The sequence below is a fragment of the Streptomyces sp. NPDC005262 genome (assembly GCF_042872425.1).
In the GTDB taxonomy this organism is placed as follows: domain Bacteria; phylum Actinomycetota; class Actinomycetes; order Streptomycetales; family Streptomycetaceae; genus Streptomyces.
Map to the genome: position 1 here is coordinate 523,428 of NZ_JBIAKK010000002.1, position 24,830 is coordinate 548,257.

At 69.7% G+C, this 24,830-nt stretch carries 21 protein-coding genes; 12 read left to right on the plus strand and 9 right to left on the minus strand.

Annotated features, from left to right (window positions below):
• Positions 1 to 7: 7 nt before the first annotated feature.
• Positions 8 to 1,282, minus strand: a complete 1,275-nt coding sequence (locus ACFYP5_RS07545; protein ID WP_389031866.1) for an extracellular solute-binding protein — start codon at positions 1,280 to 1,282, stop codon at positions 8 to 10.
• A 404-nt stretch (positions 1,283 to 1,686) separates the two neighbouring features.
• Here ACFYP5_RS07545 and ACFYP5_RS07550 point away from each other — a divergent pair, with 404 nt between their 5' ends.
• Positions 1,687 to 2,754 carry a LacI family DNA-binding transcriptional regulator gene (locus tag ACFYP5_RS07550; RefSeq protein WP_389031869.1) on the plus strand — a complete coding sequence of 356 codons (1,068 nt, stop codon included), beginning with the start codon at positions 1,687 to 1,689 and terminating at the stop codon, positions 2,752 to 2,754.
• Positions 2,755 to 2,826: 72 nt separating this feature from the next.
• Positions 2,827 to 3,759 carry a phosphatase PAP2 family protein gene (locus ACFYP5_RS07555; RefSeq protein WP_389031872.1) on the plus strand — a complete coding sequence of 311 codons (933 nt, stop codon included), beginning with the start codon at positions 2,827 to 2,829 and terminating at the stop codon, positions 3,757 to 3,759.
• Between the two features lie 81 nt (positions 3,760 to 3,840).
• On the opposite strand, the gene ACFYP5_RS07560 is transcribed toward ACFYP5_RS07555, so the two are convergent.
• Complete coding sequence (locus ACFYP5_RS07560; protein WP_389031874.1) at positions 3,841 to 6,831, minus strand: bifunctional [glutamine synthetase] adenylyltransferase/[glutamine synthetase]-adenylyl-L-tyrosine phosphorylase; 2,991 nt, start codon at positions 6,829 to 6,831, stop codon at positions 3,841 to 3,843.
• A 137-nt stretch (positions 6,832 to 6,968) separates the two neighbouring features.
• On the opposite strand from ACFYP5_RS07560, the gene ACFYP5_RS07565 reads away from it, so the two are divergent.
• On the plus strand, positions 6,969 to 7,484 hold the full coding sequence (locus ACFYP5_RS07565; RefSeq protein WP_389031877.1) for a pyridoxamine 5'-phosphate oxidase family protein: 516 nt from the start codon (positions 6,969 to 6,971) through the stop codon (positions 7,482 to 7,484).
• 114 nt (positions 7,485 to 7,598) lie between these two features.
• Here the strand turns inward: ACFYP5_RS07565 and ACFYP5_RS07570 are convergent, their stop codons facing one another.
• The 3 genes from ACFYP5_RS07570 to glnA all read right to left on the minus strand — a co-directional run bounded on the left by ACFYP5_RS07570 (position 7,599) and on the right by glnA (position 10,368).
• Positions 7,599 to 8,411 carry a putative protein N(5)-glutamine methyltransferase gene (locus ACFYP5_RS07570; protein WP_389031879.1) on the minus strand — a complete coding sequence of 271 codons (813 nt, stop codon included), beginning with the start codon at positions 8,409 to 8,411 and terminating at the stop codon, positions 7,599 to 7,601.
• A 201-nt stretch (positions 8,412 to 8,612) separates the two neighbouring features.
• Positions 8,613 to 8,828 carry a hypothetical protein gene (locus tag ACFYP5_RS07575; protein WP_389031881.1) on the minus strand — a complete coding sequence of 72 codons (216 nt, stop codon included), beginning with the start codon at positions 8,826 to 8,828 and terminating at the stop codon, positions 8,613 to 8,615.
• A 178-nt stretch (positions 8,829 to 9,006) separates the two neighbouring features.
• Positions 9,007 to 10,368 carry a type I glutamate--ammonia ligase gene (glnA, locus tag ACFYP5_RS07580; RefSeq protein ID WP_326603319.1) on the minus strand — a complete coding sequence of 454 codons (1,362 nt, stop codon included), beginning with the start codon at positions 10,366 to 10,368 and terminating at the stop codon, positions 9,007 to 9,009.
• 240 nt (positions 10,369 to 10,608) lie between these two features.
• Here glnA and ACFYP5_RS07585 point away from each other — a divergent pair, with 240 nt between their 5' ends.
• From ACFYP5_RS07585 to ACFYP5_RS07610, 6 genes are all read left to right on the plus strand, one after another.
• A complete protein-coding gene (locus ACFYP5_RS07585) occupies positions 10,609 to 11,286 on the plus strand; it encodes a DUF3105 domain-containing protein (RefSeq protein WP_389031884.1) in 678 nt (225 codons plus the stop codon).
• Positions 11,283 to 12,053: a DUF305 domain-containing protein gene (locus ACFYP5_RS07590; RefSeq protein ID WP_389031886.1), complete on the plus strand. Its 771-nt coding sequence runs from the start codon at positions 11,283 to 11,285 to the stop codon at positions 12,051 to 12,053. Before ACFYP5_RS07585 ends, ACFYP5_RS07590 begins: the two co-directional genes overlap by 4 nt.
• Before the next feature lie 140 nt (positions 12,054 to 12,193).
• Positions 12,194 to 12,619 carry a CBS domain-containing protein gene (locus tag ACFYP5_RS07595; RefSeq protein WP_030926181.1) on the plus strand — a complete coding sequence of 142 codons (426 nt, stop codon included), beginning with the start codon at positions 12,194 to 12,196 and terminating at the stop codon, positions 12,617 to 12,619.
• 85 nt (positions 12,620 to 12,704) lie between these two features.
• Complete coding sequence (locus ACFYP5_RS07600) at positions 12,705 to 13,118, plus strand: hypothetical protein (RefSeq protein ID WP_389031889.1); 414 nt, start codon at positions 12,705 to 12,707, stop codon at positions 13,116 to 13,118.
• Between the two features lie 62 nt (positions 13,119 to 13,180).
• Positions 13,181 to 14,818, plus strand: coding sequence for a multicopper oxidase family protein (locus ACFYP5_RS07605; protein WP_389031892.1), 1,638 nt, complete (start codon positions 13,181 to 13,183; stop codon positions 14,816 to 14,818).
• Positions 14,819 to 14,895: 77 nt separating this feature from the next.
• Entirely contained in the window at positions 14,896 to 16,650 is a 1,755-nt protein-coding gene (locus ACFYP5_RS07610; RefSeq protein WP_389031894.1) for an NAD+ synthase, read from the plus strand.
• A 123-nt stretch (positions 16,651 to 16,773) separates the two neighbouring features.
• Here the strand turns inward: ACFYP5_RS07610 and ACFYP5_RS07615 are convergent, their stop codons facing one another.
• The 4 genes from ACFYP5_RS07615 to ACFYP5_RS07630 all read right to left on the minus strand — a co-directional run bounded on the left by ACFYP5_RS07615 (position 16,774) and on the right by ACFYP5_RS07630 (position 21,752).
• The gene (locus tag ACFYP5_RS07615) at positions 16,774 to 17,991 is read right to left on the minus strand and encodes an MFS transporter (RefSeq protein ID WP_389031896.1); all 1,218 of its coding nucleotides are present in this window, start codon (positions 17,989 to 17,991) and stop codon (positions 16,774 to 16,776) included.
• 120 nt (positions 17,992 to 18,111) lie between these two features.
• Positions 18,112 to 19,029: an endonuclease/exonuclease/phosphatase family protein gene (locus ACFYP5_RS07620; protein WP_389032953.1), complete on the minus strand. Its 918-nt coding sequence runs from the start codon at positions 19,027 to 19,029 to the stop codon at positions 18,112 to 18,114.
• Between the two features lie 295 nt (positions 19,030 to 19,324).
• On the minus strand, positions 19,325 to 19,987 hold the full coding sequence (locus tag ACFYP5_RS07625) for a TetR/AcrR family transcriptional regulator (RefSeq protein ID WP_389032955.1): 663 nt from the start codon (positions 19,985 to 19,987) through the stop codon (positions 19,325 to 19,327).
• A 127-nt stretch (positions 19,988 to 20,114) separates the two neighbouring features.
• Positions 20,115 to 21,752, minus strand: a complete 1,638-nt coding sequence (locus ACFYP5_RS07630) for an MFS transporter (protein WP_389031899.1) — start codon at positions 21,750 to 21,752, stop codon at positions 20,115 to 20,117.
• 156 nt (positions 21,753 to 21,908) lie between these two features.
• Here ACFYP5_RS07630 and panB point away from each other — a divergent pair, with 156 nt between their 5' ends.
• The 3 genes from panB to ACFYP5_RS07645 all read left to right on the plus strand — a co-directional run bounded on the left by panB (position 21,909) and on the right by ACFYP5_RS07645 (position 24,827).
• Entirely contained in the window at positions 21,909 to 22,793 is an 885-nt protein-coding gene (panB, locus tag ACFYP5_RS07635) for a 3-methyl-2-oxobutanoate hydroxymethyltransferase (protein WP_389031902.1), read from the plus strand.
• A gap of 157 nt (positions 22,794 to 22,950) precedes the next feature.
• A complete protein-coding gene (locus ACFYP5_RS07640) occupies positions 22,951 to 23,973 on the plus strand; it encodes an ATP-binding cassette domain-containing protein (RefSeq protein ID WP_389031905.1) in 1,023 nt (340 codons plus the stop codon).
• Entirely contained in the window at positions 23,970 to 24,827 is an 858-nt protein-coding gene (locus tag ACFYP5_RS07645; RefSeq protein ID WP_389031908.1) for an ABC transporter permease, read from the plus strand. Before ACFYP5_RS07640 ends, ACFYP5_RS07645 begins: the two co-directional genes overlap by 4 nt.
• The last annotated feature ends 3 nt before the right edge of the window (positions 24,828 to 24,830 follow it).

A 24,830-nucleotide genomic window follows, 5' to 3' on the forward strand; every position in this document is an offset into this window, starting at 1 on the left:
TCTCTGGCTACTTCCAGCCCTTGAGGAGCTTGCGGTAGGAGTCACCGGTGGCCTTGGCGGCCTTCTCCGGCGTGGTCTGGCCGGTCAGGACCTTGGTGTACTCGGTGACCAGCGGGGCGAAGAGGCTGCCGGTCTCCGGGATCCAGGGGCGCTCGACGGCGGTCTCGACGACCGGCTTGAAGAAGCCGACGATCTCGTTGTCGACGACGGCTTCCTCCGAGTAGGCGGAGGTACGGGTCGGCAGGAGGTTCAGCTCCTTGGTGACCTGGGCCTGGGTCTTCGTGGACGTCATGTAGTCGACGAAGGCGTAGGAGGCGTCGAGGTTCTTGGAGCCCGCGTAGACGGCCAGGTTGTGACCGCCCTGCGGGGCGCCCTGCGCGGCGGAGCCGGCCGGGACCGGGGCGACGCCCAGGTTGGCCTTGTCCTCGAACTCCTTGCCGGCGTAGGTGTCGGCGACGGCCCACGGGCCGTTGATGATCATGGCGACCTTGCCGTCCTTGAAGGACGACTGCATGTTCTCCCAGCCGTCCGTCGCGTCGGTCTTGGCCGCACCGGAGTCGACGAGGTCCTTGACGACCTTCATCGCCTTGACACCCTCGGGGTTGTCGACGGTGACGGACTTGGTGGACGCGTCGACGAGGTCGCCGCCCTCGCCGTAGAGGAAGGACAGGAACCAGTACGCGTCGTCGCCGCGCAGGTACAGGCCGGTCTTGCCGGTCTTTTCCTTGATCTTCTTGGAGACGGTCTTCAGCTGGTCGACGGTGGTGGGAACCTCGACGCCGGCCTCCTTGAAGATCTTCTTGTTGTAGAAGATGCCCATGGAGTCGATGACCTGCGGCACCGCGTACGTCTTGCCGTTGTACTTGGTGGAGGCGGCGGCCTGCTTGAGGAAGTCGTCCGCCTTCTGCAGGGCGGGGGTGCCGTCCAGCGGGGCGAGGTAGCCGAGGTCCGCGAACTCGGGGGTCCAGGCGACCTCGGAGCGGATCACGTCGGGAGCGCCGGAGCCCGACTGGGCAGCGTTCTTGAACTTGTTCTGTGCCTCACCGAAGGGCACGTTGACGTACTTGACGTCGACCTTCGGGTGCTGCTTCTCGAAGTCTTCGGCAATCTTCTTGAAGACCTTGTCCTCGCTGCCCACGGTGGAGGTGTCCCACCAGGTAACGGTCCCGGAGAGCTCGCCGGAGCTCTTGCTCGAGCCGTCGGACTTGTCATCGCTGCCGCAGGCGGTCGCCGCAAGCGCCAGGGCCGCGACCAGGGCGGTGGCCGTTATGCCACGTCGCATCTGAACTCCTTCAACTGCCGTACCGCTCCATCGCGGCGCCGGGTCGACGAGGAACGTAACAAGGATGAAAGATGGCCGAAAGAGTTTGCGGAAGATTTCTGCAAGCTTCGACGATCGTTACATTCGCGTGTCCTCACGGTTGCCGTCAAGCCTCTTGACGGAAGTGCCTCGCCCCTGGCAGCAGAAGGGGCCGGTCGTGATTTCGCAGTGCGACGATCCGACCGCAGCCCGCAGCTCAGCTTCGCAAGACCTTGCAAGATGTTGCGGCGGCAGTGCCGATCGGCCCGCGGCGATGCGTACCGCCGCGGGTACCGTCGGTCACCACCCGCCCTCCGGACAGCACCGCAGTCGCCCGATTCCCGTGCATGGTGGGCAATCCGACACGCGCCCGGTACAGTCCACCCATGACCGCACGGCTTGCCGATATCGCAACTCAGGCGGGGGTCAGCGAGGCTACGGTCAGCCGTGTACTGAACGGCAAGCCAGGTGTTGCTGCAGCCACCCGCGAATCAGTCCTCGCCGCGCTCGACGTCCTCGGCTACGAGCGGCCGGTACGGCTGCGCCGGCGCAGCGCGGGACTGGTCGGGCTGATCACGCCCGAGCTGGAGAACCCCATCTTCCCGGCGCTCGCCCAGGTCATCGGCCAGGCACTGACGCGACAGGGCTACACGCCGGTGCTGGCGACGCAGACCCCCGGCGGTTCCACCGAGGACGAACTCACCGAGATGCTCGTCGACCGTGGCGTGTCCGGCATCATCTTCGTCTCCGGGCTGCATGCCGACACGTCGGCCGACATGCAGCGGTATGAGCAACTGCGCGCCCAGGGTGTGCCCTTCGTACTGGTCAACGGCTTCTCGTCGAAAGTGCAGGCGCCCTTCATCTCGCCCGACGACCGGGCGGCTATGCGGCTCGCGGTGACGCATCTGGTCTCGCTCGGCCATCAGCGCATCGGCCTTGCGGTCGGCCCCAAGCGTTTCGTTCCGGTGCTCCGCAAGATCGAGGGGTTCCGCTCCACCGTGCAGGAGCAGTTGAACCTCACCCCGGACGAGGTGGAGTCCCTGATCCAGCACTCGCTGTTCACGCTGGAGGGCGGCCAGGCGGCCGCCTCGGCGCTGATAGAGCGCGGCTGCACGGCGGTGGTGTGCGCGAGCGACATGATGGCCCTGGGTGCGATCCGGGCCGCGCGCCGGCTGTCGATGGAGGTGCCGCGCGACCTGTCGGTCGTCGGCTACGACGATTCGCCGCTCATAGCGTTCACCGATCCGCCGCTGACCACGATCCGTCAGCCGGTGACGGCGATGGGCCAGGCCGCCGTGCGCACCCTGCTCGAGGAGATCGGCGGCACACCGGCCCCGCACAGCGAGTTCGTCTTCATGCCGGAACTGGTCGTCCGCGGTTCGACGGCCGCAGGCCCCGGCCCCGATCCGGCCTCCGTCTCCGGGACGGAATCAGGGTCGCACGCCCGCCTGTAGGGGCATGATGTGCAACCGGAACCCGACCGGAGGATGATCGGGAAGAGGACGCAACTGAAAGAATCGACGCCTATGGGTGAAGTGAGCGTGCAGTCACAGGACGGCCGACCGGCCGCCACCCCGTCACCCATCGCGGACGAGACGGCTCCCGAGACACAGCGGGACGACAGGCCGGCAAGGCTGCGTGCGCTGCGGTCCCCCCGCCGGCCGCGCATCTATTTCGAGGTCCTGCTGATCGCGGTGAGTTACTGGGTCTACTCCCTGGTGCGCAACGCCGTCCCCGAGCAGAAGGCCGCCGCACTCAGCAACGCCGACTGGCTCTGGTCTTTGGAGAAGTACCTCGGCATCGCCGTCGAGCAGTCGGTCAACCACGCGGTGAACTCCGTGACATGGCTGATCGTCTCGATGAACTACTACTACGCGACACTGCACTTCGTCGTCACCATCGGTGTGCTGATGTGGCTGTTCCGTCGCCATCCCGGACGTTACGCGGCAGCGCGCCTGGCGCTGTTCGCGACCACGGGCGTCGCGCTGCTCGGGTACTACCTGTATCCGCTGGCGCCGCCGCGCCTGATGAACGGCGGCCACTTCATCGACACCGTGCTGGTGCACCACACCTGGGGTTCGATGGCCTCGGGCAACTTCAAGAACATGTCCAACCAGTACGCGGCGATGCCGTCGATGCATATCGGCTGGTCGCTGTGGTGCGGCTTGACCATCTACGCGCTGGCGTCGGCGCCCTGGGCACGCATCGCGGGCCTGCTGTACCCGGCGACCACACTGATCGTGATCGTGTCGACCGCCAACCACTTCTGGCTCGACGCGGTGGGCGGCATGACCTGCCTGGCGTTCGGCTACGCGGTGTCGTTCGCCTGGTACGGGGCGCTGCCGCACCACCTCCAGAAGCGGGTCACGCGCCCTGCCGGGGCCAGACTCTCGGCGCTCGGCCCGGGCGCGCCGATCAGGGTCGGGCACCCGGCCGCGGAGGCACCGGTGCGCCGGTGACCGGCTTCTTCCTCGACCGCCGGACCGGCGCCGACACGACCGCCCTCGGAAATTGCCGCCGGACGTGGTTCGTCGACGCCCTCACGCCCCGTAGAAGCGCTCCTCCACCACCGCCCGCGCCCGCCGGGTGATCCGCCGGTAGTCGTCGAGCATGTCGCCGACATGACCCGGTTCGTATCCGAGATAGCGCCCCACGGCCGTCAGCTCGCGCGGGCCGGACGGGAAGGTGTCCCCGGGGCGGCCGCGCACCAGCATCACCGCGTTGCGGACCCTGGTCGCCAGCACCCAGGCCTCGTCCAAGGTCTGCGCGTCCTCAGCCGGGATCAGTCCGGCCGCACACGCGGCTGCCAGCGCCTCGCGGGTGCGGGTCGTGCGCAGACCCGGTTCCACCCAGCCGTGCTGCATCTGCATCAGCTGGACCGTCCACTCGACGTCGCTCAGCCCGCCGCGCCCCAGTTTCGTGTGGAGCGTCGGGTCGGCGCCGCGCGGCATCCGTTCGGACTCCATCCGGGCCTTGAGGCGGCGGATCTCGCGGACCGCGTCCTCCCCCAGCCCTTCCATCGGGTAGCGCAGCGGGCCGATCAGCTCGATGAATTCGCGGCCGAGGTCGGCGTCGCCCGCCATCGGTTCGGCGCGCAGCAAGGCCTGGCTCTCCCAGACCAGCGACCACCGCCGGTAGTACGCCTCGTACGACTTCAGCGTCCGTACCAGCGGCCCGCTCTTGCCCTCCGGCCGCAGGTCCGCGTCGATCATCAGCGGTGGATCGGCGGTGGGCAGCTGCAGCAGCCTGCGCATCTCGCCGACGACGGTGTTGGCGGCCCGGGCGGCCTCCTGCTCGTCGACGCCCTCGCGCGGCGAGTGCACGAACAGGACGTCGGCGTCGGAGCCGTAACCGAGCTCGTGTCCGCCGAACCGGCCCATGCCGATGACCGCGAACCGGGTCGGGAGCGTGTCGCCCCACTGCTCGCGTACGGCGGCACGCAGCGCGCCCGCGAGCGTGACGGCGTTCAGATCGGTGACCGCGTTGCCGACGCGGTCGACGAGTGCGCCGGGGTCGGATTCGGCGGGGTTCTCCTCCGTGCCGTACGAGCCGATGAGGTCTGCTGCCGTCGTACGGAACAGTTCGCGTCGTCGCACCCCGCGGACCACCGCGACAGCGGACTCCGCGCCGTCCGCCCGCCCCACCGCGGCGATCACCTCCTGCTCCAGATGGGCATGGCTGCGCGGCTTCAGCCCCTGCGGGTCGCCGAGGATCGCCACCGCCTCGGGGGCCCGCAGCAGCAGGTCGGGGGCGAGCCGGCCGGCCGACAGGACGCGCGCGAGATTCTCCGCGGCCGCGCCCTCGTCGCGCAGCAGCCGCAGGTACCAGGGGGTCTTGCCGAGCGCGTCGGACACCTTGCGGAAGCCGAGGAGCCCGGCGTCCGGGTCGGCGGAGTCCGCGAACCAGCCGAGCAGCACCGGCAGCAGGGTCCGCTGGATGGCCGCCTTGCGGGAGACCCCGGACGACAGAGCCTCCAGGTGCCGGAGCGCGGCGGCCGGATCGGCGTACCCGAGCGCTTCGAGCCGGTGCCCGGCGGCCTTCGCGCTGAGCCGGGTCTCGCCGGGCGCGAGCTGGGCGACGGCGTCCAGGAGCGGCCGGTAGAACAGCTTCTCGTGCAGCCGTCGCACCACGGACGCGTGCCGCTTCCACTCCTGGTTGAGCTCTGTGAGGGGGTCCGTACGCATCCCCAGGGAGCGACCGAGCCTGCGCAGATCCGCCTCGTCCTCGGGGACGAGGTGGGTGCGGCGCAGCCGGTACAGCTGGATGCGGTGCTCCATGGCGCGCAGGAAGCGGTACGCGTCGTCGAGCTGCGCGGCGTCCACCCGTCCGACGTAACCGCCCTCGGCGAGCGCCCGCAGGGCCTCCAGGGTCGAGCCGCTGTGCAGGGAGGCGTCGCTGCGGCCGTGCACGAGCTGGAGCAGCTGTACGGCGAACTCGACGTCCCGCAGCCCACCTGGTCCCAGCTTGATCTCCCGGTCGACACGGTCGGCAGGGATGTTGTCGACGACGCGACGGCGCATCTTCTGTACGTCGGCGACGAAGTTCTCCCGGTCCGCGGCCTGCCACACCAGCGGCGAGACGGCGTCGACGTACTCCGCGCCCAGCTCGGGGTCGCCGGCCACCGGCCGGGCCTTGAGCAGCGCCTGGAACTCCCACGTCTTGGCCCAGCGCTGGTAGTACGCGAGATGCGAGGACAGTGTCCGTACGAGCGGCCCGTTGCGGCCCTCCGGACGCAGGTTGGCGTCGACCGGCCAGATGGTGCCCTCGACGGTCGTGTCGGAACAGATCCGCATCATGTGCGCCGCCAGTCGGGTGGCGCTCTGCACCGCCTTGCTCTCCTCGGCGCCGTCGAGCGGTTCCGCCACGAAGATCACGTCGACGTCGGAGACGTAGTTCAGTTCGTGGCCGCCGCACTTGCCCATCGCGATGACCGCGAGGCGGCACATGGCGGCGTCCTCGGGGGCCGCCGTACGGGCGATGGCGAGCGCCGCGCGCAGCGTCGCCGTCGCCAGGTCGGCGAGTTCGGCGGCGGTCTGAGCGACATCCGTCGTACCGCACACATCGCGGGCCGCTATGGCCAGCAGGCACCGGCGGTAGGCGACGCGCAGCGAGTCCGGATCGCCGGCCTGGGCGAGCTCGTGCTCGAACTCGGCCACCCCGGGGTGCAGATCGGTGGCCTCGTACGTGACGAGCGCGTGCCAGTCGCGGGAGTGGCGCGCCAGATGGTCGCCGAGCGCCTCGGACGCCCCGAGGACCCCGAGCAACCGGTCCCGCAGCGGCTTGGCGGTGATGAGGGTGTCCAGCAGGACCCGCCGCTCGTCGGCGTCCACGGCCTCCACCAGCCGGACGAGCCCCTTCAGCGCCAGATCGGGATCGGCAGTGGCCCCGAGCGCGTCGAGCAGGACCGAGTCGGTGCGTACGGTCGACAGAGCCGGCAGGTCCAGCAGCCGCTCGGCGGCGGACGGGTCGGTGAAACCGTGCCGCAGCAGTCTGGTGAACGTACTGCTCCTGCGCCCCGGCACCGTCGTCATTCCGTGCTCTCCTGCTCGCCGCCCGATCATTTTCCAGCTTTCCGAGCCTAGCCCCGCACCGATGAATTCGGAGCGGGTGCGCGGTCCACACTTCGCAGGCACGATCGCTTTCAGGACCCGTTCAGGAGGAGGTCACCGTGTCCGGACACCAGCCCGTCGCCGAGCTGCACCCCTGCTACAGCGACAGGGACGCGACAGCCCGTCCGTGGTCGGAGGCGGTCGCCGTGCTGACGCGGGCGGAGGTGTTCTGGCTGTCCACGGTCCGGCCGGAAGGCCGCCCGCATGTCACGCCGCTGATCGGGCTCTGGTCGGACGACGCGCTGCACTTCTGCACGGGCCCGGCCGAGCGCAAGACCCGGAATCTGGCGACGAACCCGGAGGTCGTGGTGACCACCGGCACCAACACGCTGCACCAGGGCCTCGACGTGGTGGTCGAGGGCCGGGCGGACCAGGTGACGGACGAGGCGCGGCTGACCCGGCTGGCCGAACTCTGGGAGGCGAAGTACGGCGCGGACTGGCACTTCGAGGTCCGCGCGGGCGCGTTCGTCAACGCTGCGGGGGGCCGCGCGGAGGTGTTCGGGGTGGTTCCGCGCACGGTCTTCGGTTTCGGCAAGGGTGAACCGTACAGCCAGACGTGCTGGCGCTTCGGCTGAACGGTGCCCGGCGCGGTGTGTGCCGGGACCGTCCCACCGCCGTCCCCCGCGATGCCTGTCGACGCGGCTGCGCACCGCGGCTGAGCGGGGGCCGCTCAGCCGCCACGGGGCGGGCTACCTGCCGTGCCCGGTACCGGGCCTGGTGCCGATGACGACTGTCGCGTACAGCTCGTCGGACGTGACCACCCGCGCCATCAGTCCGCTCCGGGCGACGGTCTCCTCGGCCCCCGCCGCCTGCCGTTCGCTCGTCTCGACCAGCAGATGTCCGCCCGGCGCCAGCCACCGAGGTGCCTCGGCGGTCACTCTGCGCAGCACGTCGAGCCCGTCGCCTCCACCGTCGAGCGCCACCCTCGGTTCGTGGACCCGGGCCTCCGCGGGCAGGAGTTCGACGTCCCCGCTGGGGACGTACGGCACATTGGCGAGCAGAATCCCGACGCGGCCGCGCAGCGAGGCGGGCAGCGGTTCGAAGAGGTCGCCCTCGTACACCTCACCCGCACCGGCGATATTGCGTCGCGCGCACCGCACCGCGGCGGGTTCGACATCGCTGGAGTGCAGCTCGACCCGGTCCAGGGCTGCGGCGAGCGCGGCGCCCAGCGCCCCCGAACCGCAGCACAGATCGACGACGACGGCGGGTCCGTCCGCCGGACGGGGGAGGCCGACGGCCTGGTCGACGAGGAATTCGGTACGGCGCCGGGGGACGAAGACACCGGGGTCCACCGCGATCCGCAGACCGCGGAACTCGGCCCAGCCGAGGACGTGTTCGAGGGGCAGACCGGCTGCCCGCCGGTCCACCATGGCGGCGAGTTCGGCCGGGTCCGCGGCCGTGGAGAGGATCAACTCCGCCTCGTCCTCGGCGAATACACAGCCGGCGGCGCGAAGTCTGGTGACGATGACGGAGTAAGGGAGCGGTGTCGAGGAATGCGACATGGAGCGGAGCCTTTCGGAAAGCCGATGGGTGCTCCGCGGTCCGCCTATACCGGTCCGACCACGCAATCGCGAGAGGTGAGCACCCAGCCTGATACAGCGGTAATGGGTCTCACCTCCTCGGTACGTCCCCGTGCTGGGGTCGGCAACACTACCGGAACCGAGTCCTGACGCCCGCCACGGGCCGGACGCGTGGACGGCCGGTCACGAGCGGCGGCCGCCGCCGCCGTCGAGGAACCGGTTGTGGACCGACGCCGAGGTGTTGTTCGCGCGGGTGTGCCGGATCGCCTCGCGGGCCTGCCGCTCGATCTCCTGCCCGTCGAAGTTCTCGGTCCTGCGCCGCGCCTTCAGCTGCAGCCTGACGACGAGCGCGACGATCAGCGCCAACAGCCCACCGAGCAGCACCAACACGCTTGCCATGAAACCCCCCGTGTCCGGGCCCACCCCCTGCCCTGCCCGCATTGTCGCCCGCAGGACACACCTCGTCCAGAGTCCGGGGCCCATCGCCGGCCCAGGGCGAGCGAGACGGCTTCGGGCCGACGGTACGAAGACCGCCGGCCCGAAGCCACATGCGTTTTCGACCGATGCCGGCCTGGTCCTACAGCACCGGCAGCAGCGCCTTCAGCTCGAAGGCCGTGACCTCGCTGCGGTACTCCTCCCACTCCTGCTTCTTGTTGCGCAGGAAGAAGTCGAAGACGTGCTCACCGAGCGTCTCGGCGACCAGTTCGCTCTTCTCCATCAGCGCGATCGCCTCGCCCAGGTTCTGCGGCAGCGGCTCGATGCCCATCGCGCGGCGCTCGGCGTCGGACAGCGCCCAGACGTCGTCGTCGGCGCCGGCCGGGAGTTCGTACCCCTCCTCGATGCCCTTGAGGCCGGCGGCGAGCAGCACCGCGTAGGTCAGGTAGGGGTTGGCGCCGGAGTCGATGGAGCGGACCTCGACGCGGGCCGAACCGGTCTTGCCGGGCTTGTACATCGGGACGCGGATCAGGGCGGAGCGGTTGTTGTGGCCCCAGCAGATGTACGAGGGGGCCTCGCCGCCGGCGCCCGCGGCACGGGCCGAACCGCCCCAGATGCGCTTGTACGAGTTGACCCACTGGTTCGTCACGGCGGAGATCTCCGCGGCGTGCTTGAGCAGGCCCGCGATGAAGGAGCGGCCGACCTTGGACAGCTGGTACTCGGCGCCCGACTCGTAGAACGCGTTGCGGTCGCCCTCGAAGAGGGAGAGGTGGGTGTGCATACCGGAGCCGGGAAACTCCGAGAACGGCTTCGGCATGAAGGTCGCCTGCACGCCCTGCTCCAGCGCGACCTGCTTCATGACCAGACGGAAAGTCATGATGTTGTCGGCCGTGGAGAGCGCGTCCGCGTACCGCAGGTCGATCTCCTGCTGGCCGGGAGCGCCCTCGTGGTGGCTGAACTCGACCGAAATGCCCATGGATTCGAGCATGGTGATCGCCTGGCGGCGGAAGTCCATGCCGACGTTCTGCGGGGTGTGGTCGAAGTAGCCGGAGCTGTCGGCGGGGGTGGGCCGGCTGCCGTCGACCGGCTTGTTCTTGAGCAGGAAGAACTCGATCTCCGGGTGGGTGTAGAAGGTGAAGCCCAGGTCGGAGGTCTTGGCGAGGATGCGCTTGAGGACATAGCGCGGGTCGGCGAAGGACGGCGAGCCGTCGGGCATCAGGATGTCGCAGAACATCCGCGCGGTGCCGGGGGCCTCAGCACGCCAGGGCAGGATCTGGAAGGTGCCGGGGTCCGGCTTGGCGATCATGTCGGACTCGTAGACCCGGGCGAAGCCCTCGATGGCCGATCCGTCGAAGCCGATGCCCTCGTCGAACGCCTGCTCCAGCTCGGCGGGAGCCACGGCAACGGACTTGAGGTAGCCGAGCACATCGGTGAACCACAGGCGCACGAAGCGGATGTCGCGCTCCTCGAGTGTCCTGAGGACGAATTCCTGCTGCTTGTCCATAGCCACATCCTTGCAGTTCAGACGGTCTGTGCACCACCGCCCGGGGTAGGGGACAGACTCCAGTATCACGACCCGGGATTTCACCCAGATTACGCACTCGACGTGACATGGAGCACTCGGCCACCTACTACGATCTGCGCCCATGGAGTCCAAGGAGCGGAGCGGCTTCGCGACTGCCCCGTGTGTACCGGTTTCCTGACCTGTTCCTGCCCCCTCCCCTTCGCAGAAGGACCTGACGACATGAGCTTCGACCGCAGGACCCGCATAGAGCAGATGCGCAACGCCGACCGGGCGCGCGACCGCCGCAACCGTGTCCTCGTCATAGGGCTGAGCGTGGTCGTCGTCGCAGGTCTGGTGGGCTTCGGTACGTCCGTGCTGCTGGACAAGTCCGAGGCCGCGGAGAAGAAGCAGGAGGCCGCCGCCCAGGACGCGAAGGCGGCCGCGACGGACAAGGAGAAGCTGGCCTCCGAGCCGATCAAGGGGCTGAAGACGTGGGACGCGAAGAAGCTGACCCGCAACCACGTCACCACGACGGTGACGTACCCGATGAAGCCTCCGGTCGGGGGTGACCACAGCCCCGTTTGGATGAACTGCGACGGCGAGGTATACAAAAAGGCGATCCCCGACATGAGCGCCGTGCACTCGCTGGAGCACGGTTCGGTGTGGGTGACCTACACGGACAAGGCGTCGGACGCCGACGTCGCCGTGCTCGCCAAGCGGGTCGGGAAGACGCCGTACTCGCTGATGAGTCCGTACCAGGACCAGGCCGGCCCGATCACACTGAGCGCCTGGGGCAACCAGGTCACCGTGGACAGTGCCGCCGACCGGCGGGTGGACCAGTTCTTCGCCAAGTTCGTGCAGGGTGCACAGACACCTGAGCCGGGTGCCGCGTGCACGGGCGGGCTGGGGGCCCAGTGACCGCTGCGCAGGGTACCCGCCGCACCCAGTGGGCGGCGGGTGCCGCCGTCGCGCTCGCGCTGCTCTTCGCGGGCGTGGCGACGGTCGCCGCGGCACGGGGCGGCACGGCGGACGGGAAGCAGCCGCAAGCCGCCTCGGCGGCGGTCCGGGCGCCTGCCACCGATTCGGCCGACGCCGGGTTCGCGCGCGACATGGCGGTCCACCATCAGCAGGCCGTGGAGATGTCCTTCATCGTGCGTGACCGTACGCAGGACGAGGAGGTACGCCGGTTCGCGTACGACATCGCCAACACGCAGGCCAACCAGCGAGGCATGCTGCTCGGCTGGCTGGATCTGTGGGAGCTGCCGAAGGTGGCGGTCGCCGGGCAGGAGCCGATGGCGTGGATGGCGGCCCACGGTGGTCACGACGAGCACGGTGGGCGCAGCGGAGAAGACGGCCACGACATGGCCGGTATGGACGGCATGGGTGACATGACGGCCGGGCCGGGCAGTGGGTTCACGGCGCACGACGGGGCTCTGATGCCCGGTATGGCCACCCGGACCGAGCTCGACCGGCTGAGGAAGGCCGACGGCAAGCAGGCCGAGATCCTCTACCTCCAGCTGATGACCGACCACCACAGGGGCGGCGTCACCATGGCGCGCGGCTGCGCCGAGCTCTGCACGGTGAAGGCGGAGAGTCGGCTCGCCCAGGGCATGGTCGAGGCCCAGCAGTCCGAGCTGGACGCGATGGCGCAGATGCTGGCGGCGCGCGGGGCCGGGCCCAGGTAGTCACAGGTGCATCCCCCGGCGCGGTACCACCGGGGGATGCACCCGAATGGGTGACAGCGGTCGCGTAACCCGAACAGCCCTATGACGATGGTTGTCTCGGGGTCGCAACGGTATGCCCACCGGCACCAGGAGGAATCCCCATGACCACCGCCAAGGACATCATGCACACCGGGGCCCAGTGGATCCCGGCGCATGAAACGCTCGACCGGGCCGCCCAGCTGATGCGCGAGCACCACGTCGGTGCCCTGCCCATCTCGGCCAGCGGCGAACAGGACCGGATGATCGGCATACTCACGGACCGTGACATCGTGCTCGACTGCGTGGCAGTGGGCCACGATCCGTCGAAGGTGACGGCCGGCGATCTCGCTCAGGGCACGCCCCGCTGGATCGACGCCGACGCCGGCGTGGACCAGGTCCTGGAGGAGATGCAGAGCAATCGAATCCGCCGGCTTCCGGTGGTCGAGAACAAGAAGCTGATCGGCATGATCAGCGAGGCGGATCTGGCACAGCACCTCTCGGAGGACCAGATCGCGCTCTGGGTCGAGAAGGTCTACGCCCCCAGCTGACCGACCGGCGGCCCGGCGTCCGGGACGACGGGGGGGGTGTCGGGCCGCCGTGCGGGGTATACCCGGCGGGGGTAGTGTGCTCGACATGGGCCCGAAGTGGAGTGCGACGTGCGGACAGTTGTCGCTGTTCGCTGCGCTTCTCTTCGGGATTTTCGCGATGCATACGGTCGGCCATCCGACGGAACATCACGGCCGGAACGCCGTGGTGACGATGGACAGCGGGCCTCACGGGGTCCACGGGGCAGGCTCCGAGGCTGAACCCTCGCCCGGGCACGCCTCCGTCCTGCCCGCGACGACGGGCGAGGGCATGACCCCCATGGGGGTCTGTCTCGCGGTACTGGGCACCTGGAGTGTCACCCTGCTGGCCGTCTGGCAGATAGCGCTGCGGCCCGCGGATCGTCTCCTCCGGGCCGCCGGGACGCCGCAGTTGCGCTTCCTGTGGTCCCCTTTCCCACCCGCAATGACTGCGCACGGCAGGCCGTCGGTGCTGCGGATATAGGGAGCGGCGCGCTCCGCATCCCTCCCCCAGCACCCCGACGACCCCATGAGGTGTAGCCAGTCATGCGCACTCAGCACACTCGACGCGCCGTGCTCGGCGCCGGATTCGCCCTGGCCGGAACGGGAGTCCTGGCCGCCTGCTCCGGCGGCAAGGACGTCGACAAGCCCGTCGCACACCCCGGCGGTCCGAACCACGACGACATGACCCGGAAGCCGTCGTCCCCGGTGAAGAGCCACGGTGAGTACGTTTCGCCCAACGGCGAGGAGGTCGCGGCCGTCGAGGCCAAGCGGGGCTCCGGTCCCGTACGGAAGTTCCACCTCACCGCCACCCCGGCCCGCCTCGATCTGGGCGGCGGTCTCACCGTCCCCTCCTGGGCGTACGGGGACCGGTTGCCCGGCAAGGAGCTCCGGATCACCGCGGGCGACACTCTGGCAGTCACTCTCGCCAACCACCTGCCGACGCCGACCACGCTGCACTGGCACGGACTCCATGTGCGCAACGACATGGACGGCGTCCCCGGCCTGACACAGCCGGGCATCAAGGCGGGTGCGGAGTTCGCGTACCGCTTCGCGGTGCGACAGACGGGGACGTACTGGTTCCATCCGCACGTGGGCGTGCAGCAGGACCGCGGCCTGTACGCCCCGCTGATCGTCGAGGACCCGAAGGAGCCCCTGTCGTACGACAAGGAGTGGGTCGTCATGATCGACGACTGGGTCGACGGGGTGGAGGGGTCCACGCCGGACGCCGTGCTCAACGAGCTCTCCCACGGCATGGCCAGTATGGAGGGGATGGATCACGGGTCCTCCGGGTCCGATGACAAGCCCCGCTCGGGGTCCGGCCCCTCGCGGGTGCTGATGGGCGCCAGGAGCGAACTGCTCCGCGGCCCGGCGAGCGATGTCGCCTACCCGCACTACCTGATCAACGGCCGCGTCCCGAAGGACCCGACCACGTTCACCGCGAAGCCCGGCGACCGGATCCGGGTGCGCATCATCAACGCGGGCGGCGACACCCCCTTCCGCGTGGCGCTCGGCGGCCACCGGATGACCGTCACCCACGCGGACGGCTTCCCGGTCCGGCACACCACGACGGACTCACTGCTGCTGGGGATGGGCGAGCGGTACGACGTGCTGGTCACCGCCGGGGACGGGGTGTTCCCGCTGACGGCGGCCGCCGAAGGGAGGAACATGTCGGCGCTGGCCCTGCTCCGTACCGGCGGTGGCGCGGCGCCGAAGGCCACCGTATGGCCGAAGGAGCTGGGCGGGCAGCTGGTGTCGGCCCCCGAGCTGAAGGCGGACCCGTCCGTGGCACTGGCCGCCCGGGCGCCCGACCGGACGATCCGGATCAAGCTGACCGGCAACATGAGGTCGTTCGACTGGGGCTTCGACCACAGGAAGTACGACCCCGACTGGCGCCATCCGGTCACGGCGGGCGAGCGGGTCCGGCTGGAGTTCTACAACATCACGGAGATGTGGCATCCGATCCACCTGCACGGGCACACGTTCGCGCTCGCGGGATCTGCGGGACCGCGTTCGGTCTTCGACAGGGCTCCCGGGGCGCGCAAGGACACGGCGGTCGTACTGCCCAACAGCTCGGTGGCCGTGGAGTTCGACGCGGACAACCCGGGACTGTGGATGCTGCACTGCCACAACGTCTACCACTCGAACGCGAACATGATGACGGTCCTCGGCTACCGCCGCTGACCCGTATCCGGCGGGCCGCGGCAGCGGTGGGCGGCCCGCCAGGACATCGCGTCAGAAAGACGATTAGACTGTGCCGCGTGCCTCAACTACGCCTCGCACTGAACCAGATCGACTCGACCGTCGGTGACCTCGCCGGCAACGCCGAGGCGATCGTCCACTGGACCCGGCACTCCGCCGAACAGGGCGCCCATCTGGTGGCATTCCCCGAGATGGTGCTGACCGGCTACCCCGTCGAGGACCTGGCCCTGCGGCCGTCCTTCGTGGAGGCGTCGCGGGACGCGCTGCGTGCGCTCGCCGCCCGGCTCGACGCGGAGGGCTTCGGGGAGCTGCCGGTCGTGGTCGGATATCTCGACCGTTCCGAGAAGGCCCAGCCGCGCTACGGCCAGCCCGCCGGGGCGCCGCAGAACGCCGCCGCGGTGCTGCACCGCGGGAAGGTCGCCCTGAGCTTCGCCAAGCACCACCTGCCCAACTACGGCGTCTTCGACGAGTTCCGGTACTTCGTGCCGGGCGACTCGATGCCCGTCGTGCGGGTCCACGGTGTCGACGTGGCGCTCGCGATCTGCGAGGACCTCTGGCAGGACGGCGGCCGCGTGCCGGCCGCCCGGGCCGCCGGGGCCGGGCTGCTGCTGTCGATCAATGCCTCGCCGTACGAGCGGGACAAGGACGACACCCGGCTCGCCCTGGTCCGCCAGCGGGCCCAGGAGGCCGGCTGCACCACCGCCTACCTGGCGATGATCGGCGGCCAGGACGAGCTGGTCTTCGACGGCGACTCGATCGTCGTCGACAAGGACGGCGAGGTGATCGCCCGGGCCCCGCAGTTCGCCGAGGGCAGCGTCGTTCTCGACCTGGACCTGCCGGCCGCCGCGCCCGAGGCGCCGTCCGGGGTCGTCAACGACGGTCTACGCATCGACCATGCGGTCCTCTCCGACAAGCCCGTCCCGGCTTACGAGGCGGAGCTGACCGGTGGCTGTGCGGAGCGGCTCGACGACGACGAGGAGCTGTACTCGGCACTCGTCGTGGGGTTGCGTGCGTACGCCGCGAAGAACGGTTTCAGCAGTGTGCTGATCGGGCTCTCCGGCGGGATCGACTCGGCGCTCGTCGCCGCCATCGCGTGCGATGCGCTGGGTGCGCAGAACGTGTACGGGATCTCGATGCCGTCGAAGTACTCCTCGGACCATTCCAAGGGCGACGCGGTGGAACTGGCGCGGCGCACCGGGCTGAACTTCCGCACCGTACCGATCGAGCCGATGTTCGACGCCTACATGGAGTCGCTGGGGCTCACCGGTCTGGCCGAGGAGAACCTGCAGTCGCGGCTGCGCGGCACGATGCTGATGGCCGTCTCCAACCAGGAGGGTCAGATCGTCCTGGCGCCGGGCAACAAGTCGGAGCTGGCGGTCGGCTACTCGACTCTGTACGGGGACTCCGTCGGCGCGTACGGGCCGATCAAGGACGTCTACAAGACGTCGATCTTCCGCCTGGCGAAGTGGCGCAACCGGGCCGCGGAGGAACGCGGCCGGACGCCGCCGATCCCGGAAGCCTCCATCACCAAGCCACCCAGCGCCGAGCTGCGGCCGGACCAGGTCGACACGGACTCGCTGCCCGACTACGACGTACTGGACCGGATCCTGGAGATGTACGTCGACCGGGACCTGGGGCTGGACGCGATCGTGGCAGCCGGGTTCGACGAAGCGCTGGTGACGAAGACGCTGCGGCTGGTGGACACGGCGGAGTACAAGCGGCGGCAGTACCCACCGGGTACGAAGATCTCGGCCAAGGGGTTCGGCAAGGACCGGCGGCTGCCGATCACGAATCGGTGGCGCGAGTCGGCGTGAACGGGGCGGGGCGGGCCGGTTTTCGACGAGAGCCGGGCCGCCCCGGCAGGCGTTTCGTCCTCAAGCCCCATGGCCCGGAGGCATGGGCGACTCGACGGGCTCGATCCGGGCCGAGCGCCGCACTCAGGCCACGTCCGCGTGGCTTCCTTCCCGCGCACCCCGCGTACCCGCGCCCGCCACCACCCGGGACTCGCGCCGTCCGCCACGGTCCAGCACGCCCGCCGTGACCGCCACCGCCAGGCCCGCCACCGTCAGGACCGCGCCCACCAGCGCCGGGGACGTCCAGCCCCAGCCCGCCGCGATCGCCGCACCGCCCAGCCAGGCGCCGCCCGCGTTGGCGAGGTTGAACGCCGAGTGGTTGGAGGCGGAGGCCAGCGTCGGGGCGTCCTTCGCCTTGTTCATGACGAGCATCTGCAACGGCGTCGTGGTCATGAACCCGACCCCGCCGAGCAGGACGACCATCACCAGCGCCGCCCACTTCACCTGCACGGCGAACGGGAAGACCACCAGGACCACCGCCAGTGCGGTCAGGGAGCAGTACAGCGTGGGCCTCAGTGCACGGTCCGTCAGCGGTCCGGCGGTGAGTGCGCCGAGTGTCATGCCGATGCCGAACAGCGCGAGCACCAGCGTCACCGATGACTCGCCGAAGCCCATCGCCTCGGTCGTCATGGCCGACAGGTACGAGTAGACGGCGAAGACCCCGGCGAAGCCGAGGACGGCGGTGAGCAGGCCGAGCAGCACCTGCCGGTTGCCGAGGGCGCGCAGTTCGCGGCCGAGGCCCTGCTGCGCGTCGACCGGAATGTGCGGAACGAGCCGCGCGAGCGCGGCCATCGAGCCGAGCCCGATCACCCCGACGACCAGGAAGGTCGCGCGCCAGCCGAGGTGCTGGCCGAGCAGTGTGGCCGCCGGTACGCCGACGATGTTGGCGACGGTGAGGCCGAGAAACATCGTCGCGACGGCCCTCGCCTGCCGCCCCTCGCCGACCAGCCGGGCGGCGACGACCGCGCCGACTCCGAAGAACGCGCCGTGCGGCAGCCCGGCGAGGAACCGGCCGGCGACCAGCCAGCCGAAGCCGGGGGCGAACGCGGAGGCGAGGTTGCCGAGGGTGAACAGCGCCATCAGCAGCAGGAGCATCCGCTTGCGCGGGACCCGGGAGCCGACCGCGGTGAGCAGGGGGGCGCCGAGGACGACGCCGAGCGCGTACGCCGATACGAGATAGCCCGCGGTGGGCACGGATGTGCCCAGGTCGTCCGCGACATCGGGCAGCAGGCCCATCATCACGAACTCCGTGGTACCGATGCCAAAGGCGCTTATGGCCAGCGCTAGAAGAGCCAGTGGCATGAAGAGAGACCTTTCCGCAGGGGATCCCGGCCCACCGGCTCTCTCGCCGGCAGATCCTTGTTCCCGATTGGAACAAATACTCTCAGACGCTTTGTGCCACGAGGTGAACGGACCGTTTCGTCAAAGTGCGACGCGGGCGGCGATCGGCAGGTGGTCACTGTCCGTCGCCGGAAGCGTCCATGACGACATCGGCTCGACGCCCTTGACCATGATCTGGTCGATCCGGGCCATCGGGAACGACGCCGGCCAGCTGAAACCGAAGCCGTCGCCTGCGGCGCCCTGGGTGGACCGCATCTGGGAGGTGACCGCGTTCAGCGAGCGGTCGTTCATCGTGCCGTTGAGGTCGCCGAGCAGGATCACCCTGTCGAGCCGTTCGTCGGCGATGGCCTCACCGAGCGCATCCGCGCTCTCGTCCCGCTGGCTGGCGGTGAATCCGGCGTTCAGCTTGACCCGTACGGACGGCATATGGGCCACATAGACCGCGACCTCACCCTTCGGCGTCGTCACCGTGGAACGCATCGCCCGGGTCCAGCCCATCCTGATGTCGACGGGCCTGGTGCCGCTCATCGGGTACTTGCTCCACAGGCCGACCGTCCCCTCGACCGAGTGGTACGGATAGCGGGCGGCGAGGGCCGACTCGTACGCCGGAACCTCACCGGGCGGCAGCTCCTGCAGGGCGATGACGTCCGCGCCGGAGCCCGCGACCTGCCGGGCGGTGCCCGCCGGGTCGGGGTTGCCCGCGTTGACGTTGTGGGTGGCGACGGTGAGGTCGCCACCACTGCCCGACTTGTCGGTGAGCAGCCCGCCGAAGATGTTGAGCCAGACCACGACCGGCAGCAGCAGGGCGATCAGCGCGGTCGCGGAGCGGCGCACCAGCCCCAGGACCAGCAGCAGGGGAACGAACAGGCCGAACCACGGCAGGAACGTCTCGGAGAGGCTGCCCAGGTTGCCGATGGTGTTCGGGATCTCCGCGTGGAAGATCATCACGAGGGTCAGCAGGACCGCGCAGACGGCGAGGACGATGCCGCGCCGCCACATGCCCTTGCCGTCGGTCCATCTGTCGCGCAGGCCCTGGAACCGGGATCCGGTGCGCTGCGGTTCCGCGCCGCCGTTCTCCGTGTCCGCCCTGTACGCCTGCACCATCGCGCTGTCCTCACTGCCTTGCCGTACACATCGCCGCGCCCCTGACCCTAGGGGATGAGCGATGTCTTTCCTGCCGTCGACGACGGCTGTACTGCCACGAGGACGAAGGACGTGGACCGGTGGGTTCCGGCCGGAAGGGCTCCGCGGGGCCTTGTGACAGAACGCGCACACTCGGACGGATCCGGGCGAGTCAGCCGTGGCCTGCGCTTTTGCCGGCTGTGGCGGGGGTCAGTGCGGGTTCGGGGGCAGCGGCGGGCCGTGGCGCCAGGCCCTCCACCAGGGCGCCGATGATGCGGTCGGCGAGATCCTCCGGCAGTGCCGCATCGGGCCGGTGAATGGTCCGTACCAGCATGGGGCCGACGAACAGATCGTCCATCAGATCCACATCCAGGTCCGCCCGGAGCTCCCCCGCGTCGACCGCCCGCTGCACGGCGGCCCGCATCGCGGCGCGGCGGGGTTCGATCACCGTGGAGTGGTACTCGGTCCACAACTTGGGATGGCTCTTCATCTGCACGAAGACGTTGTGGAGGAAGACCGAGGAGCGCTGGGCGAGTCCGCGCCTGCGCAGCGACTCCAGCATCAGCCGCAGATCGGTGAGCCCGGCGGTGCCGGAGACGGTCGGTTCCGGGGGTTCGATGTCGCGCAGTACGTCGACGAAGAGCTCTTCCTTACCGCTCCAGCGCCGGTAGATGGTGGCCTTGCCGACCTTCGCGGTCCGGGCGATGCGCTCGATGGACAGGCCGGCCAGCGGTTCACCGGCCTCCAGCAGTTCGACGACGGCGTCCAGGATGGCCCGTTCGGCAGCCACGCTGCGCGGTCGGCCGCGCCGCGGTTCCAGCTCCTCGTCCTGCATCTGCACGTGTTTCCACCTCTCGCCGCACCCGTCCACCTCCCCCACCCCGATTCTCGCCGACGTGGGCGGTGTCCCGCTCGACGCCCCGGGCGCCCGGGAGTGTCCCGGGCGCCCGGGGCGGCCGTTCTCAGTTGTCGGCGGCCGTGGTCGTCATCGGCCCGGCCGCGGGCACAGTGCGCTCGCTCTCATCCTCGCCCTCACCGGCCGGCCGCTCGGCGGGCGGCCTGCCCGGCAGGAACAGGCCGACCACCAGCGCGCCGATCAGGGCGACGGAGGCCGAGCCGACGGCGGTGACGTGCATGGCACCGAGGAACGCGTCGTTCGCCGCGGCGACCAGCGGGCGGCCCGCCGGGCCGAGCTTCTCCGCGATGCCGAGCGTCGCCTCGATCGATTCCCCCGCCGCGTCCCTGGCCGGGGCCGGCAGCGCACCGAGGTGACCCTCGATGTCACCGCGGTAGACGGTGGACAGCACCGAGCCCAGGACGGCGATCCCGAGCGCCCCGCCGACCTGCCGGAAGGTGTTGTTGATGGCCGAACCGGAGCCGGCCTTCTCGCGCGGCAGCGCCTGCATCACGGCGACGGTGACGGGCGGCATGACGTGCGCCATGCCGGTGCCCTGGACGAAGAAGACCACGCACAGCACCCAGACGGGGGTATCGGCGTCGAACATCGTGAAGGCCAGCAGTCCGGCCGCGACGAGCAGCATCCCGGCCGCACACACCGCACGGGCGCCGAACCGCTGGACGACCAGCCGGGCGCGCGGCGCGAAGATCATCTGTGCGGCGGCCAGTGGCACGATCAGCAGCCCGGACTGCAGGGCGCTGTAGCCGCGGACGCTCTGCAGGTAGAACGCCGAGAAGAAGGTCACCCCCATCAGCGCGAAGAAGACCAGCGCCACGGCGGCCACAGCGGCGGAGAACGCCCCGTTCCTGAAGTACGAGACGTCGATGGCCGGGTGGCTGCTGCGCTTCTCGTGCCAGACGAAGCCGGCCAGGACGACCAGGCCGCCGATGATCGACAGAAGCACGAGGGGGTCGGCGAAGTCGGCGAGTTCGCCGCCGCGGATGATCCCGAACACCAGCAGGACCAGGCCGACGATGGAGAGTACGACACCGAGCGGGTCGATCCGGCCCGGCTTCGGGTCCCGGGAGTCCGGCACCAGGATCACCATCGCGATCAGCGCGACGATCACCACAGGCACGTTGACCAGGAAGATGGAGCCCCACCAGAAGTGCTCGAGCAGCAGTCCGCCGGTGATCGGGCCGATCGCGATGGCCAGACCGACGCTGCCCGCCCAGATGCCGATCGCCTTGGGCTGCTCGTCGCGTTCGAAGACGTTCATCAGGATGGCGAGGGTGGCGGGCATCACGAACGCGGCGCCGAAGCCCATCACGGCGCGCCAGGTGATGAGTTCGCCGGGCGAGCCCGACATCGCGGCGAGGGCCGAGCCGATACCGAACAGCAGGATGCCGAAGAGCAGGACCTTCTTGCGTCCGATGCGGTCACCGAGCAGACCTGCGGTGAAGAGCAGTCCGGCGAAGACGAGCGTGTAGGAGTTGATCGCCCACTCCAGCTCGCTCTGGGTGGCTCCGAGTCCGGTGGGCGCCGGGGACGCGATGGTCTTGACCGCGACATTCAGGATCGAGTTGTCCAGCACCACGATGAGCAGGCTGAACATCAGAACGACGAGGATCGCCCAGCGGCGACGGTGGATCGCTTCGGGAACTTGGGACGCGGCCGCGGGAGGGCCGGACGGTATCGACATGACACGGAGCCTAGCCCCTTTTCGATACGAGACCGTCTCGTATTGGAAAGTCTTTGCCGAGAGGGCCCACTTCCCGAGGAGGGCCCGGGATGCCACCATGGAACCGGTCCGGGGACGCCGTCAGGGCGCCTCGAGATGACGAAGGAGCCGTTGGCAATGACGCTTCAGGCTGCGCACAACCAGCCCGCAACCCCCGCGGAGGCCCCCACCGACAGCAGCAAGGCGCTGTACGGAGGCAAGAGCACCCGCCGCATCACCGTCCATGACATCGCCGCCGCCACCGAGCGGGGCGAGAAGTGGCCCATGCTGACCGCCTACGACGCGATGACCGCGTCCGTCTTCGACGAGGCCGGCATCCCGGTCATGCTCGTCGGCGACTCCATGGGCAACTGCCACCTCGGCTACGAGACCACCGTGCCCGTCACGATGGACGAGATCGCCATCCTCTCCGCCGCGGTCGTACGGGGCACCAAGCGCGCCCTCATCGTCGGCGACCTGCCCTTCGGGGCGTACCAGGAAGGGCCCGTCCAGGCCCTGCGCAACGCCACCCGGCTGGTCAAGGAGGCCGGCGTGGGTGCGGTGAAGCTGGAGGGCGGCGAGCGTTCGCTCGCGCAGACCGAGCTGCTGGTGTCGGCCGGCATCCCGGTCATGTCGCACCTCGGGCTGACCCCGCAGTCCGTGAACACCATGGGCTACCGGGTGCAGGGCCGCAGCGACGAGGCCGCGCACCGGCTGATCCGGGACGCCAAGGCGGCACAGGACGCGGGGGCGTTCGCCGTCGTCCTGGAGCTCGTACCGGCCGAGGTGGCCGCCGAGATCACCCGCAGCCTGCAGATCCCGACCATCGGCATCGGCGCCGGTCCGGACACCGACGCCCAGGTGCTGGTCTACACCGACATGGTCGGACTGACCGGCGGCAAGGTGCCGCGCTTCACCAAGCAGTACGCGAACATGCGCAAGGTGCTCGGCGACGCGGCGAAGGAGTTCGCGGACGAGGTCGTCGGCGGCACGTTCCCGGCCCCGGAACACACCTTCCACTAGGCCCTGTCCCTCAGGGGATCACTGACCACTGCCCGCACGACGACAGCCCGCCGACTTCCCCCATCGGCGGGCTGTCGGTGCGTGTCGGTGCCTGCAGGTGCCGCCGCAGGCCCCCTGTCGGCAGGATGTCGGTGGACTGTCGGTGGCGGATGTTCCCATGGTGGGCATGACGCGAATCGACAAGAACCCCAGGACCGGCGGCAACGCCGTCGAGGTGCGGGGGCTGGTCAAGCACTACGGCGAGACCAAGGCACTGGACGGCGTGGACCTCGACGTGCGCGAGGGCACCGTCCTCGGCGTGCTCGGCCCCAACGGAGCCGGCAAGACCACCCTCGTACGCTGCCTCTCCACCCTCATCGTGCCGGACGCCGGCCACGCCGTCGTCGCGGGCTGCGACGTGGTGAAGCAGCCCCGGCAGCTGCGCCGGGTCATCGGCCTGACCGGCCAGTACGCCTCGGTCGACGAGAAGCTCTCCGGCTGGGAGAACCTCTACATGATCGGGCGGCTGCTCGATCTCCCGCGCAAGCAGGCGCGGTCCCGAGCCGACGAGCTCCTGGAGCGGTTCTCGCTCACCGACGCGGCCAGGAAGGCCGCGATGGACTACTCCGGCGGCATGCGGCGCCGTCTCGACCTGGCCGCCTCGATGATCGGCAGCCCGGCCGTGCTGTACCTCGACGAGCCGACGACCGGACTCGACCCCCGTACCCGCAACGAGGTCTGGGACGAGGTGCAGCGGATGGTCGCGGAGGGGGCGACCGTGCTGCTCACCACCCAGTACATGGAAGAGGCGGAGCAGCTCGCCAACGAGCTCACCGTCATCGACAAGGGCAAGATCATCGCCCGTGGCGGGGTCGACGAACTCAAGGCGAAGGTCGGCGGCCGCACCCTGCAGATCCGGCCCACGGACCCGGCCCAGCTGCCCGCCATGGTCCAGGCGCTCGCGGAGGCCGGTCTCGACGGGATCGCCGGTTCGCAGGCCGTCCCGGACGAGGGAATGCTGTACGTGCCGATCCTCAGCGACGACCAACTGACCGCTGTCATCGGCCTGTTCGCCGGCCGAGGTCTCTCCGTCGCGCACATCGCCACCGCACTGCCCAGCCTGGACGAGGTGTTCCTGGCCATCACCGGCGGCAAGTCCACGTCCGCCACCGACACGATCCCCCAGGAGGTCGCCGCATGAGCACGACGACTCTGACGCCCACCCCCGCCGACGCGGCCGAGGCCGCCCCGGCGAAGAAGCTCCACGACGAGGGCCGGATCGGGCTGCGGGGCAATCTGCGCCACATCGGCGCTCTGGTGCGGCGCAACCTGCTCCAGATCAAGAAGGATCCGGAGTCGATGTTCGACGCGCTCCTGATGCCGGTCATCTTCACGCTGCTGTTCGTGTACGTCTTCGGCGGCTCGGTCGGCGGCAGCATGGGCGGCGGCCGGCAGGAGTATCTCAACTACCTGATCCCCGGTCTGATGGCGATGATGGGCATGAACATCGCCATGGCGGTCGGCACCGGCGTCAACGACGACTTCCGCAAGGGAGTCATGGACCGGTTCCGCACGATGCCGATCGCCCGCTCCTCGGTGCTCATCGCGAAGATCGTGGTCGAGCTGGGCCGGATGATGGTCGCCACGTTCATCCTGCTGGGCATGGGCTTCGCGCTCGGCATGGAGCTGCAGGCCTCGTGGTTCGGGCTGATCGAGGCAATCGCACTGTCGGCGGTGTTCGGCGCCGCCATCATGTGGATCTTCATCCTGCTCGGACTGGCCATGAAGACGGCCCAGGCGGTTCAGGGAATGGGGATGCTCGTGCTGATGCCGCTCCAGTTCGGTTCGTCGATCTTCGCCCCGACCAGGACGATGCCCGGCTGGCTCCAGACGTTCACGGACTACAACCCGCTGTCCAACCTGGCCGACGCCGCCCGCGGCCTGATGATGGGCGGTCCGCTCGCCCACTCGGTGTGGGTGACGCTCGGCTGGACCGTGGTCATCACCGCGGTGATGGCGCCGCTCGCGGTCGCCAAGTTCCGCAAGAAGACCTGACGG

What these genes read in the sequence shown, in the direction of transcription:
- ACFYP5_RS07545 (WP_389031866.1), bottom strand. Translation starts at nt 1,282, where the DNA reads ATGCGACGTGGCATAACGGCCACCGCCCTGGTCGCGGCCCTGGCGCTT.
- ACFYP5_RS07550 (WP_389031869.1), top strand. Translation starts at nt 1,687, where the DNA reads ATGACCGCACGGCTTGCCGATATCGCAACTCAGGCGGGGGTCAGCGAG.
- ACFYP5_RS07555 (WP_389031872.1), top strand. Translation starts at nt 2,827, where the DNA reads ATGGGTGAAGTGAGCGTGCAGTCACAGGACGGCCGACCGGCCGCCACC.
- ACFYP5_RS07560 (WP_389031874.1), bottom strand. Translation starts at nt 6,831, where the DNA reads ATGACGACGGTGCCGGGGCGCAGGAGCAGTACGTTCACCAGACTGCTG.
- ACFYP5_RS07570 (WP_389031879.1), bottom strand. Translation starts at nt 8,411, where the DNA reads ATGTCGCATTCCTCGACACCGCTCCCTTACTCCGTCATCGTCACCAGA.
- ACFYP5_RS07575 (WP_389031881.1), bottom strand. Translation starts at nt 8,828, where the DNA reads ATGGCAAGCGTGTTGGTGCTGCTCGGTGGGCTGTTGGCGCTGATCGTC.
- glnA (WP_326603319.1), bottom strand. Translation starts at nt 10,368, where the DNA reads ATGGACAAGCAGCAGGAATTCGTCCTCAGGACACTCGAGGAGCGCGAC.
- ACFYP5_RS07585 (WP_389031884.1), top strand. Translation starts at nt 10,609, where the DNA reads ATGAGCTTCGACCGCAGGACCCGCATAGAGCAGATGCGCAACGCCGAC.
- ACFYP5_RS07595 (WP_030926181.1), top strand. Translation starts at nt 12,194, where the DNA reads ATGACCACCGCCAAGGACATCATGCACACCGGGGCCCAGTGGATCCCG.
- ACFYP5_RS07600 (WP_389031889.1), top strand. Translation starts at nt 12,705, where the DNA reads ATGGGCCCGAAGTGGAGTGCGACGTGCGGACAGTTGTCGCTGTTCGCT.
- ACFYP5_RS07605 (WP_389031892.1), top strand. Translation starts at nt 13,181, where the DNA reads ATGCGCACTCAGCACACTCGACGCGCCGTGCTCGGCGCCGGATTCGCC.
- ACFYP5_RS07615 (WP_389031896.1), bottom strand. Translation starts at nt 17,991, where the DNA reads ATGCCACTGGCTCTTCTAGCGCTGGCCATAAGCGCCTTTGGCATCGGT.
- ACFYP5_RS07620 (WP_389032953.1), bottom strand. Translation starts at nt 19,029, where the DNA reads ATGTGGCGGCGCGGCATCGTCCTCGCCGTCTGCGCGGTCCTGCTGACC.
- ACFYP5_RS07625 (WP_389032955.1), bottom strand. Translation starts at nt 19,987, where the DNA reads ATGCAGGACGAGGAGCTGGAACCGCGGCGCGGCCGACCGCGCAGCGTG.
- ACFYP5_RS07630 (WP_389031899.1), bottom strand. Translation starts at nt 21,752, where the DNA reads ATGTCGATACCGTCCGGCCCTCCCGCGGCCGCGTCCCAAGTTCCCGAA.
- panB (WP_389031902.1), top strand. Translation starts at nt 21,909, where the DNA reads ATGACGCTTCAGGCTGCGCACAACCAGCCCGCAACCCCCGCGGAGGCC.
- ACFYP5_RS07640 (WP_389031905.1), top strand. Translation starts at nt 22,951, where the DNA reads ATGGTGGGCATGACGCGAATCGACAAGAACCCCAGGACCGGCGGCAAC.
- ACFYP5_RS07645 (WP_389031908.1), top strand. Translation starts at nt 23,970, where the DNA reads ATGAGCACGACGACTCTGACGCCCACCCCCGCCGACGCGGCCGAGGCC.